11 protein-coding genes are annotated in these 15185 nt (G+C 59.9%); 6 read left to right on the top strand and 5 right to left on the bottom strand.

Translation table 11 applies throughout. The features are described from left to right. Positions 1-34 precede the first annotated feature (34 nt). The 5 genes from CFBP4996_RS22535 to CFBP4996_RS22515 all read left to right on the top strand — a co-directional run bounded on the left by CFBP4996_RS22535 (position 35) and on the right by CFBP4996_RS22515 (position 7755). Positions 35-1093, top strand: a complete 1059-nt coding sequence (locus tag CFBP4996_RS22535; protein ID WP_080853735.1) for an ABC transporter ATP-binding protein — start codon at positions 35-37, stop codon at positions 1091-1093. A gap of 96 nt (positions 1094-1189) precedes the next feature. Further along, on the top strand, positions 1190-2731 hold the full coding sequence (locus tag CFBP4996_RS22530) for a hydantoinase/oxoprolinase N-terminal domain-containing protein (RefSeq protein ID WP_080853736.1): 1542 nt from the start codon (positions 1190-1192) through the stop codon (positions 2729-2731). A gap of 10 nt (positions 2732-2741) precedes the next feature. Continuing rightward, positions 2742-3830: an S-methyl thiohydantoin desulfurase family protein gene (locus CFBP4996_RS22525; protein ID WP_080840191.1), complete on the top strand. Its 1089-nt coding sequence runs from the start codon at positions 2742-2744 to the stop codon at positions 3828-3830. 1 nt (position 3831) lies between these two features. Further along, positions 3832-4920: an S-methyl thiohydantoin desulfurase family protein gene (locus CFBP4996_RS22520; protein WP_080853737.1), complete on the top strand. Its 1089-nt coding sequence runs from the start codon at positions 3832-3834 to the stop codon at positions 4918-4920. Between the two features lie 90 nt (positions 4921-5010). After that, complete coding sequence (locus CFBP4996_RS22515; RefSeq protein ID WP_233283613.1) at positions 5011-7755, top strand: LuxR C-terminal-related transcriptional regulator; 2745 nt, start codon at positions 5011-5013, stop codon at positions 7753-7755. A gap of 53 nt (positions 7756-7808) precedes the next feature. Here CFBP4996_RS22515 and CFBP4996_RS22510 read toward each other — a convergent pair whose 3' ends face one another. The 4 genes from CFBP4996_RS22510 to CFBP4996_RS22495 form a co-directional block, all read right to left on the bottom strand. Next, positions 7809-8771, bottom strand: coding sequence for a hypothetical protein (locus CFBP4996_RS22510; protein WP_059761283.1), 963 nt, complete (start codon positions 8769-8771; stop codon positions 7809-7811). Positions 8772-8852: 81 nt separating this feature from the next. After that, positions 8853-10538, bottom strand: coding sequence for an ABC transporter permease (locus CFBP4996_RS22505; protein ID WP_080853739.1), 1686 nt, complete (start codon positions 10536-10538; stop codon positions 8853-8855). Then, positions 10535-11632 (bottom strand): ABC transporter ATP-binding protein, encoded by a 1098-nt coding sequence (locus CFBP4996_RS22500; protein ID WP_233283614.1) that lies wholly within the window; start codon positions 11630-11632, stop codon positions 10535-10537. The genes CFBP4996_RS22505 and CFBP4996_RS22500 overlap by 4 nt, the downstream gene beginning before the upstream one ends. Before the next feature lie 103 nt (positions 11633-11735). Further along, positions 11736-12728: an ABC transporter substrate-binding protein gene (locus tag CFBP4996_RS22495; protein WP_080853740.1), complete on the bottom strand. Its 993-nt coding sequence runs from the start codon at positions 12726-12728 to the stop codon at positions 11736-11738. A 292-nt stretch (positions 12729-13020) separates the two neighbouring features. Between CFBP4996_RS22495 and CFBP4996_RS22490 the strand changes: the two genes are divergently transcribed. Further along, on the top strand, positions 13021-14154 hold the full coding sequence (locus CFBP4996_RS22490; RefSeq protein WP_080853741.1) for an ROK family transcriptional regulator: 1134 nt from the start codon (positions 13021-13023) through the stop codon (positions 14152-14154). A gap of 67 nt (positions 14155-14221) precedes the next feature. Here the strand turns inward: CFBP4996_RS22490 and CFBP4996_RS22485 are convergent, their stop codons facing one another. Continuing rightward, positions 14222-15145 carry a dihydrodipicolinate synthase family protein gene (locus CFBP4996_RS22485; RefSeq protein WP_080853742.1) on the bottom strand — a complete coding sequence of 308 codons (924 nt, stop codon included), beginning with the start codon at positions 15143-15145 and terminating at the stop codon, positions 14222-14224. Positions 15146-15185 lie beyond the last annotated feature (40 nt).

Below are 15185 nucleotides of genomic sequence, written 5' to 3'. Positions count from 1 at the left end.
GCCACGCCCCAGAGGGAAAGGACAACGGAAGCCGATGTCGGATATTCAACTGAAAAGCCTCGTCAAATCCTATGGCGACAATGTCGCGGTCGCAGGCATCGATCTGCATATAGAGCAGGGCGAATTCTTCTCGCTGCTGGGACCTTCGGGCTGCGGCAAGTCCACGACATTGCGCATGATCGCCGGATTCATCCGCCCATCATCGGGACAGATCCTGATCGGATCGGATGATGTCACCCATCTGCCGCCCGAAAAGCGCGACATCGGCATCGTCTTCCAGAACTATGCGATTTTTCCGCATATGAGCGTGGCGGAAAACATCGCCTTCGGCCTGAAGCTGCGAAAGAAATCCAGAGAGGAAATCGACAGCTCCGTCGCCTTCGCGTTACGCCAGGTCGGGCTGATGGGATATGAAAACCGCTATCAGCGCCAGCTTTCCGGTGGCGAGCAGCAGCGTGTGGCCCTTGCCCGCGTGCTGGTTACCGAACCGCGCATCCTGCTTCTCGACGAACCGCTTTCGGCGCTCGACAAATCGCTGCGGGAGGAAATGAAATACTGGATCAAGGATCTGCAAAAGAAGCTCGGCATCACCACCGTTTACGTGACCCACGATCAGGATGAGGCGCTCACCATGTCCGACCGCATCGGCGTGATGCAGAAAGCCAGAGTCGAGCAGGTGGGCACGCCCCAGGAAATCTACGAGACGCCGAAGACGCTTTTCGTCACCACCTTCATCGGCCAGTCGAATGTCATCGACGCAACAGTGAGGGGCCGCCAAGGCGAAAGTCTGGTGGTCAGCTTCGGCGACACCGTGGCGCTGACACGTGTTCCCGCCGAAGACTTCGCCGATGGCAAAGCCGTCAAGCTCGTCGTCAGGCCGGAAAACATCATCATCGGCGAGGCCGGCACCGGCGTTCCGGCAACCGTCGTCTCTGAAACCTATCAGGGCGCCCTTGTCCGCTACCATCTTTCGGTCGGCGGGCAGGATATTGTCGCCGAACGGCAGAACCAGTCCCATCTCGCCAGGCTGTCGCCCGGACAGGCGATCGGCGTGACATGGGACCCGGAACGATCCGAAGTCTTGGTGGCCTGAGACCCGGCCATCGGAACCAGAAAATCGGGAAAGGATGCAATGTGCGGTGACCAGCCGCGCAGGCGCCCTTCCCTTGTCAATCGACAGGAGAAAGACATGCGTATTGGCATTGATGTGGGTGGCACGAATACCGACGCCGCCCTTATGGATGGGGCAGCGGTCATCGGCGCCTGCAAAAGCCCGACAACCGCCGATGTCGGCTCGGGCATCGTGGCGGTGCTGAACAAGCTTCTTGGCATGACGGGCGTATCCGTCTCGCAAATTCAGGCGGTGATGATCGGCACGACCCATTTCACCAATGCCGTGGTTGAGCGCAAGCGCCTGCTGGAAGTCGCCGCCATCCGGCTCGGCCTGCCTGCCACCAAGGGCCTGCCGCCGCTGACCGACTGGCCGAAGGACTTGGCCGACACGCTTGGCCGCCACACCTTCATGCTGCGCGGCGGACATGAATTCGACGGGCGCACCATCGCGCCTCTCGACGAAAAGGGATTGATGGAGGTTGCCGCCACCGTACGCGAACGCGGCCTGAAAACGGCGGCCATCACCTCGGTTTTTTCGCCGGTCACGCCGGAAATGGAGCTTCGCGCCGCCGAAATCCTGCGCGATGCGGTTCCCGACATTGCCATCTCGCTCAGCCATGAAATCGGCAGAGTGGGTTTCCTCGAGCGTGAAAACGCCTCGATCATGAATGCCTCACTGGCCGAGCTTTCCCGCAAGGTCGTCTCCTCCTTCCGCAGCGCGCTGAAGGAGCTCGACATCAAGGCACCCTTTTTCATCAGCCAGAACGACGGAACATTGATGTCTCCCGACTATGTGGAGCGTTATCCCGTCCTTACCTTCGCCTCCGGTCCCACGAATTCCATGCGCGGCGCTGCGATGCTGGCCGGTGTCAAGGAAGCCATGGTGGTGGATATTGGCGGCACGACATCGGATGTCGGCATGCTCGTGCACGGTTTTCCGAGAGAATCGGCGGTTGCCGTCGATATTGGCGGTGTGCGCACCAATTTCCGCATGCCGGACGTGCTGGCCATCGGGCTTGGCGGCGGCTCGCTGGTGCGTGACGAGGGTAAGCGCATCGGTCCCGATTCCGTCGGTTACGAGATCACCAGCAAGGCGCTGGTTTTCGGCGGCGATACCCTAACAACCACGGATATCGTCGTGGCGGCCGGTCTGGAGGATATTGGCGACCGCTCCCGCGTTGCGCATATTCCCGCAAAAACCATCGAAACCGCGCTCGACACCATGCATCGCATGGTCGATGAGGCCGTGGATCGCATGAAGACCAGCGCCGATCCGCTCCCCGTCATTCTGGTGGGCGGCGGCTCCATTCTGGTCTCACGCGATCTGCCTTCGGCATCCAAGGTTCTGAGGCCACAAAACGCCTCCGTCGCCAATGCCATCGGCGCGGCGATCGCACAGGTGGGCGGCGAGGTGGATCGCATCTTCTCGCTGGAAGGCACCTCGCGTGACGCCGTTCTGGCGAGCGCAAAGGCCGAGGCTTCGGAACGGGCGGTAAAGGCGGGGGCGACTGCAGCCTCCGTCAAGATAATGGATATCGAGGAAGTGCCGCTTGCCTATCTGCCCGGCAGCGCCACTCGCATCCGCGTCAAGGCGGTCGGCGACCTAGTGATCGGTTGAGGGCATGGCGATGAAACTCACACGCGAACATCTTGCCGATCTTGCCGTCGGCGCGGCTTTTCTCGGAACCGGCGGCGGCGGCGATCCCTATGTCGGGCGCATGATGGTGCAGCAATGCCTGGACGAAGGCTGCGAGGTCGAGTTGATCGACCCCAGCGAGTTGCCTGATGACAGCCTCGTCATCCCGACAGCCATGATGGGTGCGCCGACCGTGCTGGTGGAGAAAATCCCCTCCGGCGAAGAGGCCATCTTCTCGCTCCGTCGCCTTGAGAAACGGCTCGGCAAAAAAGCCGGCTACACCATGCCCATCGAGATAGGCGGCATCAATTCCACCATTCCGCTGGTCGTCGGCGCCCGGCTCGGTCTGCCCATCGTCGATGCCGACGGCATGGGTCGCGCCTTTCCGTTTCTGGAAATGGAGACATTCGGCGTTTACGGCATATCCGGCTCCCCCATGGCGGTCAGCAACGAATGGGGCGATTGCGCGCTGATCGAAGCCGTCGACAACAGACAGATGGAATGGCTCTCCCGCGCTGTCGCCATTCGCATGGGCGGCTGCGCCTATATTGCGGAATATGCCATGAGCGGGGCGGAGGTGAAGCGCACGGCAATTCCCAATACGCTGACGCTGGCGATCCACATCGGCAAGGTGTTGCGCAAGGCGCAGGAGGACCACATCAATCCCATCGAGGCGCTTCTCGGTTTCCTACCGTCCACGCTTTACCGTTACGGCCGCGTCATCTTCAAGGGAAAGATCGTCGATGTGATGCGCGAAACCAAAGCCGGTTTTACCATCGGCCGCGCCCGCATCGAAGCCGTCGCGCCATTCACTTCGCAGATGGAAATCGAAATCCAGAACGAGAACCTGATCGCCAGGCAGGATGGCAGGGTAAGAGCCATCGTGCCGGACCTGATCTCGATCATGAACACGGAAACCGCCGAGCCAATCACCAGCGAAAACCTGCGTTACGGCCAGCGCGTCACCGTGGTCGCCGTCTCGGTGCCGGAGATCATGCGCACCCCGGAAGCGCTCAACGTGTTCGGCCCGGCCTGCTTCGGCCTGAAGGAACCCTTTACCTCCATCGAGGAGATCGACTGACATGGCAATCATCACGGAGCAGGACATAGACGATCTGGCCGTCGGCGCGGCCGTTCTCGGCACCGGCGGCGGCGGCGATCCCTATATCGGCAAGCTTCTGGCCAAGGCCGCCATCGAAAAATATGGACCAGTGGACCTGATCGCGCTCGACGCGGTGCCCGATGGTGCAGCCGTCGTCGCCTGCGGCGCAATGGGAGCGCCCACCATCCTCATCGAAAAAATCCCCTCCGGCGAAGAGGGCGACCTTGCGCTTGAGACCTATGAGGACCACACCGGCATCGATGTCGGCGCCATCATTCCCTTCGAGGCGGGTGGCATCAATTCCATGATACCGATCGTGCTGGCGGCCAAAAAGCGCGTACCCGTCATCGATGCGGACGGCATGGGCCGCGCCTTCCCGCAGCTTGAAATGGAAACCTTCAACGTCTACGGCGTGCCGGCAAGCCCGGTGGCGGTGGCGGACGAACGCGGCAACCGCGTGCTGATCGAGACCGAAGACGCCGCCAAGGCCGAGTGGCTGGCCCGCGGCGTGACCATCCGCATGGGCGGGCAGGCCTATATCGTCAATTACGGCATGGATGGCGAAACGGCAAAACGCGTTTCGGTGCCGGCAACCATGTCGCTCGCCATCGGTATTGGCCGGACACTGCGCGAGGCGGCCGCAGGGCATCTCGACCCGGTCCGGGCGCTTGTCGATTTTTTTGCGGGCACGCATTATGGCCATGCCGAAATCATCACCTCCGGCAAAGTCTGCGATGTCGCCCGCAAGGAGGAAAACGGCTGGTCGGTCGGGATTGCCACCATCGAACCCTTCGACACCTCGAAACCGAAAGTCAAAATCCGCATCCAGAACGAAAACCTCGTGGCGGAGGAAGAAGGCGGACGCGTGCTGGCGATCGTCCCCGATCTCATCACCGTGCTCGACATCGACACGGCCGAAGCCATCACCACCGAGAGGCTGCGTTATGGACAACGCGTGAACGTGCTTGCCGTGCGTGTGCCGCCCATCATGCGCACGCCGGAAGCGCTGGCCGTCTTCGGTCCCGCCGCCTTCGGCCTGCCGCAAGCCTATCGGCCACTCGGCTCTTGACGAACGCCCGGCATCAGGCGCTGATAATGCCCTGCCCTTTCCGGACATCATTCCGGCTGGGGCCGGTCGTTCAGTGACGAAAGAGGACCGATGCCGAGCCGTGTCTTGCGTGAAAAGCCGTTGCATGCCGTAAGAACCTTTACCGGCGCCGGGTTGCGCTTCAGCCCGCCGCGCATGCTTTTTTCAGGCATCGAAAGACCCTATCTGCTCTCCAAGCTGGCCGCAGGGCTTTCCAGACAGATCGTCGTTCTTCGCGCCCCGCCCGGTTTCGGCAAGACCGCCCTGATGAAAGCGGCCTATGAACGTCTGGTGGACGGCACTCTCACTTTGCCGGGCATGCGCGATACGGCGGTTTCCCATTGTTCCTGGCTCAACGCGTCCGGAATTGCGTCCCCTGAGCGTTTCGTCGGTGAATTGCGTCAATCGCTTGGCCTTGCCACAATGGCGGACACGCAGGATGCGATGACGGACGCCATGGAAGCGGTGGCGCGGCGTGAGGGTCTGACCATTCTTTTCATCGACAATGTCGACGAAATCGATACCGGCAGCCGATACCGGCTTCTGGAGCAGCTCATTCTTTCCGCGCCCGATGCGCTCCGTATCGCCTGCTCGTCCTGTTCTCCCGCGCAATTGCCGCTTGCCCGGCTGAAGGCACGCGGGGTATTGACGGAGGTGACGGCGCGAGAGCTCGAATTCGGGCGATCCGACCTGCGGCGGCTTCTGGCCCGTGGCGCGATGGCGGCGCTTGTCGATCCCCTGATGGAAATCACCCGCGGCTGGCCCGCGCTGGCGCAACTCGCCACCGGCATCGTGACCGGAGGCCCGACGGAAGAAGAGCGGCGCCTGTTGCTCGCCGGGACCCATGCCGATCTGATGGACTACACGCGCGAAACCGTCATCAACCGGCTTTCTCCGGCGCTCCTGTCCACCCTGCGCCGATTGTCGCCTTTCTCGGAATTTCGTCTTGATCTCGCCTCCGACCTCGGTTTGCCCGGCTTGACGGAGGAGGATTTGGCCATGCTGGAGGCCATGCATCCCATTATCGAAAACGGGCTGAATGGCTGGCTCTCCCTGCACCCCGTGCTTCGCACCTGCCTCGAACGGGACACCGCCTTCGTTTCGGAAACGGAAAAGAAGGCGTTGCATCGCCAGGCCGCCCTCTGGTTTGCAACCCGCGCCCATCTGGAACGCGCCGTTTCCCACGCCGCCCAGAGCGGCGATTTCCATATGGCGGAAGAAATCATCGGCAAGGCCGGCGGCGTCGATATTTTCCTGCGGGCCGGGCATCAGGTGCTGGAGCACCTCATCGATAATTTTCCGCCGGAAATCCTGCATGCATCGCCCGGCCTGATGGTCTGTTATGCCGTGGTGCTCTCCAAGCGCGGCAATGCGGCGGCCGGTCGCGAACGGCTCGATATTCTGAAAGAAAACGGCGAATGGTCCGCTGCCGCACTTGCCGCCGTCGACCGTAGCGTCCTCGACCATATTGACAGCCTGATCGATGTTTATGAAGACCGCCGCATGAGCCCTGCCGAGGCGCAACGGCTGGAAGGGGCCGCCGCCGCCCTGCCGCCGCATGCCACGTGGGAACTCGCCTGGCTCTTCAACCACCTCTGCATCATTTACACCCGGACCGGCGAGCTTGAGGAAGCGCGGCGGGCGGCGCTGAAGGCGCTCGGATATTACCGCGAGGAGAAAACGCCCTATGCCCAGGTCTTCATGCTCATCCACCTCGGCCTCGTCAGCACGCTGACCGGTGAATTTTCCGCAGCCCTGCAGTTTTGCCGGGAGGCCGAGGAACTGGTGGAACGCGTGCACTGGACGGACAGGAACCTGCTCGCCATCGTCCGCCTTGCAACAGCCGATGTGCTTTATCAGCAGGGTGAGGTGCTTCATGTCGAGCAAACCCTGACGGAATGCGTGGAGCCGCTGATACGCGGCGAAAGCTGGGTCGACCTTTTCATGCGCCTGTTCTGGCTGCTGGCCCGCAGCCGTCTTCAGGTCAGCGGCTTCGACGCCGCCGCAGCCGCAATCGACAAGGCGGAGGAAGTGGCGGTGGAGCGCAACCTGCCCCGCCTGAAGACCGCGGCTGCGATCATGCGTGTCGATCTGCTCGTCAGGGCCGGCATGATCGAGTCGGCGACGCAGGCGATGGAACGGGTGGAAACCCTGAAACAGGCGGGCGGTGCCGGAAACTGGACCTGGCGCGAGGCCTATGATTTCGACATCGCCAGCGCCCGGTTCGCGCTTGCGCAGGGGCAGGCGCCGCAGGCATTGCTAAGGCTCGAAGCCCTGATCCTTTCCGCCAAGGCCTCCGGCCGCGCCTATCACCGCATGCTGGCCGAAATCATGGCGGTACAGGCCTCGTGGAAAGCAGGCCGACAACAACAGGCCTTCGCCTATCTGCAATCGGCCATCGCCCTTGCCCGCGCTCACGAGGCGACGCAGCTCTTTACCGATGAGGGGCACGATCTTGCCACCACATTGCGCGCCATCGTGCGCCGTTTCGGCCTGAAGGTATTCAGCCCGAACGCGGTGGAATTCATGAGCCGCATCGTCGGACACGGCCTTGGCCGCCAGCCACGTATGGTGATGCCGCTGGGCGGCAATGACGACGGCACAACACATGCCGCCGGACTGCTGAGCGGGCGGGAAACCACCGTTTTGAAACTTCTCTCCGAAGGCCGCAGCAACAAGGAAATGGCCCGCGATCTCGGCCTTTCGGAAGCGACCGTGAAATTCCACCTGAAGAACATCTACGCGAAGCTTGGCGTCAGCCGGCGCGGCATGGCCGTCTCCGTCAGCAAACATCTCAAGCTGACCGACCGCGAATGACGCCGACATCGATATGCGATGTCGGCCGGCTCACATGAGGTTCGTAAACTGGACTATCCTTGAACCAGGTTGAGGCAAATGACGGTCCTGTCATCGCTGAATTCCGCCGTTGTCGAACCTTTGACGGACGGATATTCGCGCAGCTTGTGAAAATCCGCCGCCTCGACACGCGCGAATTCCGCTTCCCAGGCCGCAACATCCGTCCCCGCCGGTAGGGATAAATAGCCGTCGGAGAATATTTCAACGCTCGAGAGCCCGTCTTTGGCGATGCGGACGTCAACCGTCCCCTCCTGCATGACGGTTCCGCCATTCACCGAGGCGTAACCCAGTACATGCCCATGCCGGTTTGCGAATTGCGGCTGGACACGGATTCCACCCATCAGGAATTCCTCGACCGTCTCGATGTCGTTCTCAAGGCCGCTCATCCCGGCCGCGGCAATAACGACATTTTCCGCATCCCGCGCCGTCATGATACCGTTTGCGACAGCCGAACGCAGGCCTGAGAAGATCGTCGCGCGCGTGCGCGCCTCGGCCGCATCGCCATCGCCGATGGCGGCGAGAAGCTGTTTGAACACGAATATACGCGCCGAAGTGCTTACCGTATCGATCAGCTTTGTGTGCTGAAACAGACGGGTGCCGTTGATCCTGACGCCGGAATCGCCGGCAAGCAGCAGGCGGAAGCTGTCGCCCATATCCGCGACGATCGCCAATGTGGTCGATGGCGGATGGCCGGCATTGATGCGCTGCGCCTCCTTTTTCAGGATATCGCTGATATTCTGAAAAAGCGCGGGCGCGGCGAGCGTTTCCAGCCTGCCGTCAAGGCTCATCTCAGCCACGGCATTGGCGGCGGCAAGGGCCGCGATGCGGCCGGAACTCAGCCCACCGTAACTTGCTCCGGTCGGGTCGGTCGCACCGTCGAAAACGGCCAGAACCCGTCCGGGAATGAGAAGCGCCACATCGTCCCCCGGCTTTGCGGCGTTCTTGTATTTCGATTGCGAAAAGCTCGCGATATTCATCTTTTTGGTGTCCTTGCAGAGGGAGGCTGGCGGCGACACATGGGTCGCCGCTGCTGCAGTTTTGAATGATATTTGATGGTTTCAGACGAAAGAGGCTTCCTTGTCTTCCGAAAGCCGGAAGACGACGAAGACGCAAAGTCCGGTGCTGACGAGAAGTAAGGTGGAAAGAGCCGCGGCCGTGCCGAACTCGCCGTCAATCACCTGAATATAGATCAGCACGGGCATCGTAATCGTCCGCGCCGTGTAGAGGATCAGCGTCGAGGACAATTCATTGATGGCGGTAATGAAGCTCATCAAGGAACCGATGATGAGACCCGGCAACATCAGCGGCACCGTCACCGATATGAACGTCTTTGCCGGCGAAGCGCCGAGATTGACCGCAGCCTCCTCGATGGAAGGCTTGATCTGCCGCAGGATCGAGGTCGTGGAGCGGACGCCGTAAGGCAGGCGGCGGATAAACACCAGCAGGATGATGATGAGTGCCGTGCCGGTAATGTCAAAAGGCGGATAACGGAACGTCGTGACGTAGCCGATCGCCATGACGACGCCGGGTATCAGATAGGGCACCATCAGCAGAAGATCGAGCGAGCCCGATACTGCATTGTCCCGCCTGACCACGATGAAAGAAAGCAGGCCGGAAACGATGGCGATCAACACCACGGCGGCAATCGCAAAGGTGAAGCTGTTGGCAATCGCCTGCGGTGAATCGCGAAGAATGCGGGCGTAGCTGTCCAACCCGAAACCGCCTGTGAAGACGGGACCGTTCGTCGCGAGAAACGATGTGTAGATGACCGTAAGGGACGGCAGCATGGCGACAAAGACAACCAGATAGCAGAAACCGTGCACAATAAACGATTTCAGCGGGCGCATGGAGCGCTTTACCGGCCGGTTGGTCAATGAGCTGGCATAACGGCGCTTGGCGAGAATGTGCCGCTGCAACAGAAGTGCGGCCATGGAAATGGCGATCATCACCATGGAAATCGTGACTGCCATGGTCGGCGTGCCGGCCATTTCGGAGGTGTATTGCGCATAGGCGATGGTCGAGAGCGTCCTGATGCCCTTGCCGAGGATTGCCGGAGTTCCGAAGTCTGCGATGGACAATACGAAGCAGATGATCGCGCCGGTGCTGACTGCCGGAAAGACCAGCGGCAAGGTGATCTTGCGGAAGCGTTCGAACGCCGTGCAGCCGAGGTTTTCCGCCGCATCCTCATAGGATTTGTTGATGGTGTTCAGCGCATTTTCCGTCATCAGGAAGATATAGGGAAAGAACTTCAGGCTGAAGACCATCACAATGCCCGGTATCCCGTAGATGGTCGGCAGTGAAATGCCGGCAAAAGACAGGAGATTGGTGACCGCACCGTTGGCGCCGAACAGCATGATCCAGGCATAGGCGCCGATGAAGGGCGGCGCGCACAGAACCAGCACCGCGAAGGTGGCAATGAAGGTGCGGCCCTTGATGCGGTAACGCGAGGTGCAGAAGGCAAGCGGAATACCGAGCAGGCAGGCCCCCAACATGCCGAGCACGCCGATGACAAGGGTGTTCCACAATGCCACGGTATAAAAACGCCGCGTCAGCACCTGAACATAGTTGCCGAAACCGAAATCACCCGTCTTGGCGTCGAAGAAGCTGATGAAGAACACGCTGAAAATCGGCAGGATCAAAAAGAGCGCCAATATGACAACGGCAAATGCCGTCACGCTGGTCCAGAAGCCCGGCAGTCTCAGGCGGAAGCCGCCCGTGGTTGCGGTCGCGGTCATATCCGTCATGACAGGCGCTCCCCGGTAACGCCCTCACCGAAGAGCTTGGTATCGCCCGCAGCCCATGAGAAAACCGTTTTCTGGCCGGGCTGAAGGGCGATGATATCGGGCGACGGCTTGGTGATCGCCTCGATTTCCTCTCCCGACGACAACACCGCGGCAACATTCATCTCGCGGCCGGTGAAGCTGACCTGCCTTATGGTGACAGGCAGTTCGATGCGGCGTTCATCTTCGGTCGTGGGCGAGCCAACGGTAATCGCTTCGGGACGGATGGCGGCAACGACCGTTCGTTGCGGCGCAATGGCATCAACCTGCGGCAGCCCCACTTTGTGCCCGGAAATGGATGTCTGCCCACCCGAACGATCCAGCGTCAGGAAATTGTTTGCCCCCACGAATGAGGCGACGAAACGGTTGGCGGGGTTGTTATAGACTTCCCAGGGCGCTGCGGCCTGCTGGATGACGCCGCCATACATCACACAGACCAGATCGGACATGGCAAGCGCCTCCTCCTGATCGTGGGTCACGTAGACCGTGGTAATGTTCATGGCCTGCTGGATTTCGCGCAGCTCGCGCCGCAGATCCACGCGCAGTTTCGCATCGAGGTTGGATAGTGGTTCGTCCATCAACAACACTTTCGGATTGATGACGAGCGCACGCGCCAAGCCGACACGCTGCTGCTGACCGCCGGATAATTCATGCGGCATGCGCTTGGCGTAGGGAGCGAGCTGTACGATGTCGAGAATCTTGCCGACGCGTTCGCGAATCTCGGTGGAAGACGCCTTGCGCTGCTTCAAACCGAAGGCGATGTTGTCGAATACGGAAATATGCGGGAAGACCGCATAATCCTGAAAGACCATGCCGACATCGCGCTTATGCGCAGGCACATGTTCGATCGCCTGCCTTTCGATGCTGATGCTGCCGCTATCCTGCTGGTGAAAGCCGGCGATCGTGCGCAGGAGGGTCGTCTTGCCGCATCCGCTCGGACCGAGAAGCGTAAAAAACGATCCCGAGGGGATGGAGATATTGATGTCGGAGAGGGCAACGACATCCCGGTAACTCTTCTTGATGCTGGTAATTTCCACGGCGGCCATGTGCTGCTCCATGACAGATCCTGCACGGCCGGTGACCACGCTGGACAAAACGAAAGCGAATTGTGAATGGGATAAAAGGGGGACGGTCGCTTCTGCGCCGTCCCCGGCAATTATCTTACTGAACGTCGAGCAATGTCTCGTTCCACTTTTCCATCAGGCGCGCGCGGTTGTCCGCAGCCCATTTGAAATCGTATTTCGCGTCTGGAACATCGGAAAGCGGAACGAGTGCCGGATTGGCGGGGACATCGGTTCGAACCGAGCGACGACCCGCCTTCACCACGATTTCCTGCGCTTCCTTGGAGACGATGAAATCGATGAAGGCCTTGCCATTGCCGGCATTCGGCGCTCCCTTCACGAGCGCCATGCCGTCAGGCGCGATTGCCGTACCCTCTTTCGGATAAACGATTTCGACCGGCGCGCTGCCGAGCTTGTAGCGGAGCGCGGCATCCTCCAGCGTAATGCCAACGGCCTGTTCGCCATCGTTGACGAAACGCGGCACCGCGCCTGAAGACGTGGAAAGAACCGAGTTGCCGAGAATGCCGGTATAAATTTCCCAGCCTTTTTCCTCGCTGTCGAAATCCTGCAATACCGTTGCCATCTGAATATAGGCCGAGCCGGACTGATCGGCGCGGGCCGACGAAATCAGGCCCTTATATTCCGGCTTTGCGAGATCGGCCCAGGACGTCGGAACGGGAGCGCCTTTCAGGGCCTCCTTATTGACGATAAAGGCCGTGACGACAGCCGTGAAAGGCACCCAGTTCGCGCTCGGTGAAAAGACTGGGTTGATCGACGCAGCCTCAACCGGCTTGTATGGCTCGAAAAGGTCAGCGGAGAAATCGATAACCGTTCCGTCGACGCTCCAGATCACATCGCCCGCCGCCTTGCCGCTCTCCGCCTTGATGCGGTTCATCAGCTCACCGGACCCGGCTTTGACAAGCTCGACCTTGGTGCCGGTTTTCTTTTCGAACATGGGCAGCAACTCGTCCATAAGCTGCTGCGGGGCGGCGGAATAGACCACGACGGTACCTTCGGCATGAGCGAAAGCCGCGCTGGCAAGGAAAGTGGCGCCGGCAAAAAGGCGCGCGAAAATAGTGCATGATTTACGCATAAGGGGGCTCCGTTTTTTTGTTCCCTGACAGACCGGCCTTGCGACATGATTTCTTTTTGATTTTGCCTGTCGCCACCCGCTGTCTATTATTTATTTTCTTTACGTAAATTAATTAGTCAAGCCGGAATTTATTTTGAATGCGAAAATAAAATATCCGATTGAAAAAACACAATTCTTTATGATTTTCGCTCTCAGCCGCCCGCTCTCGGCGGCAGGTTTTCCGGCAAAACGAGGTGTACAATCGCACAATTTGCGCTAATCATCCGGCGTAACTTCTCGCGGGGAGACTTGTTTGATCGATCTCGGCTACAATGAGCGGCGTCTGCTCGAGATTTTGCGCGGCAAGGGAGGCATGTCGCGTATCGAGCTGGCGCGGGAGATGGATGTTTCCGCACCGACCCTTACCCGCCTGACGGCCAATCTCCTGGAATCCGGCCTCATCGTCGAAGCGGAGGAGGCCCGCAATGACGGCAAACGGGGGAAACCGTCCACCGCCATCGAAATCAACCCGAACGGGCTTTTCACGCTGGGGGTCTACTTCAATCCAGACGATCTGCGTGTCTGCGTGGCCGATCTCAATGGCACGATAAGGCAGGAAATCAGATCGGAACTGGAAGGGCACAGTTTCGAGCATATTATGGAGATGGCCGAGGCCGCCGCCCGGCAAGTGCTTGAAAAAGCAAAGATAAGAAAGAAAGATGTGCTGGGCTGCGGCATCAGCTTTCCCGGCCATTTCAAGCGGGATCGCGGCCATGTCTTTCGCATCAAGCAGTTCGAAAGCTGGCGCGACATCGACGTCGAGAAGGACTTCCAGCCCTATTTCGATTTCCCGGTCTTTCACGAAAATGACGGCAATACCGTCATTCTTTCCGAACTCTATTACGGTGCAGGCCGCAATATCCGCAATTTCGCGATGATCTGGCTGACATATGGCATCGGTGGCGCCCTGGTGGTGCAGCGCCATCTCTATCGCGGCACAAATGGCAATGCCGGCGAGTTCGGCGGACTGTTTCCGAAGTCCCATCCCCGCCCCTCGGGACAGGACCTGTGCGACACTCTGGCTGCTCAAGGCATCGGCATTCGACGCCTGAAGGACATTGATGAAAGTTATGCCGACCATCCTGCCATGGTGTCCTGGCTGGAGCGGGCAACGGATCAGCTTCGTCTGCTTTCATTGACGGTCGCCCGCACGATGGATCCGGCAGCCATTATTTTCGGTGGATCGCTGCCGGACTGGATTCTCGAACATATCGTGCGGCGTATCGGTTCTCTGGAAATACTCGGCGAGGATTTTTTCGTCGAGCCGCCGGAAATACGCAAATCGATCATGAGCGACTTGCCTCATCTGGGCGCCGCCAGCATACCGATCTACCGCGCCACCACGCCCAGCTATTATTCCGGGCGGGCGCTGAAAGGCTGGGCATGACATGACATGCCATGGCCGCCAGAACTGTTTTCCCCATTTGTCTGCCCGTTGATGACAGGGGAACCCGCTATCTGGATATGCGTCGCCGGAATTCCTCCGTGCCCTGCATGATCTTGTCCAGAAGAGCCTCTATCGCCCAGAAACGCTCCTGAATATCGAACGTCACCGCACGGCTTTCGATGTCGCTTATGGTGCCGAGGCGCTGGTGATAGAGCTTCGCCAGTTTGGGATAGCCCATAGGCTCCGCCATGGCGGCGAGCGCCAGATAGACCGACAGCTCGTCAGCCAGTTCCGGTTGCCGGCCGGCCTCCGTCAGCAGCCATTTGTAGAGATCGGGATGGAAATTGGTGAAGACCCCGGTGAAACCGCGCGATCCCGCTTTCATGGCGTCGAATGCAATCGCCGCATTGGCGTTGACGATGGCAAGCGGCGTATTCGCGGTGAGCGCTAAACGCCGCTTGACCGTTTCAAGATCACAGGAGACATCCTTGAGGATAACGAAACGACCGCTATTGGCGCAGAAGGAAATTTCAGCATCGGTCATGAGACGGCGATAGGGCGCCGGGCATTCGTAGAGACCAAGCGGCAGATCGGAAGGCAGACGCTCGAGGAGCCAGCCGAGATCGTCGAGAAACTTCGAGCCGCCCTCCTGCCGGGCATCCAGCCGGTTGGTGACAAGCACCATGCCGTCTACACCCGTCTGCGCGATGGCATTGAGCTCTTTCTGCTGATCTTCAAGCGCCTCGCTGATATGGCCTGAAGCGATGACGGGAATGCGGCCGGCTGCGGCCCTCTTAACAAAAGCAGCCAGTTCCACGCGCTCCTCAAGGGTGAGGAACATCATCTCAGAAGACTGGCAAACGGCAAACAGCGCGTCCGATCCATTGGCGATGTACCATTCCACGAGATTGGCGACACCCTCGAAATCTATCTTGCCGCCCCTGAAGGGGGTAATCATCACGGGAATGATGCCTTCGATACGCTTGGTCATTGTTTTCGTCCTGTCAAACATATGTGGTTCCGGCATTCCG

The organism is Agrobacterium leguminum (genome assembly GCF_005144435.2).
Lineage (GTDB): Bacteria > Pseudomonadota > Alphaproteobacteria > Rhizobiales > Rhizobiaceae > Agrobacterium > Agrobacterium leguminum.
Note: the sequence above shows the minus strand (reverse complement) of the source record. Positions and strands in the feature narration are given on the sequence as shown.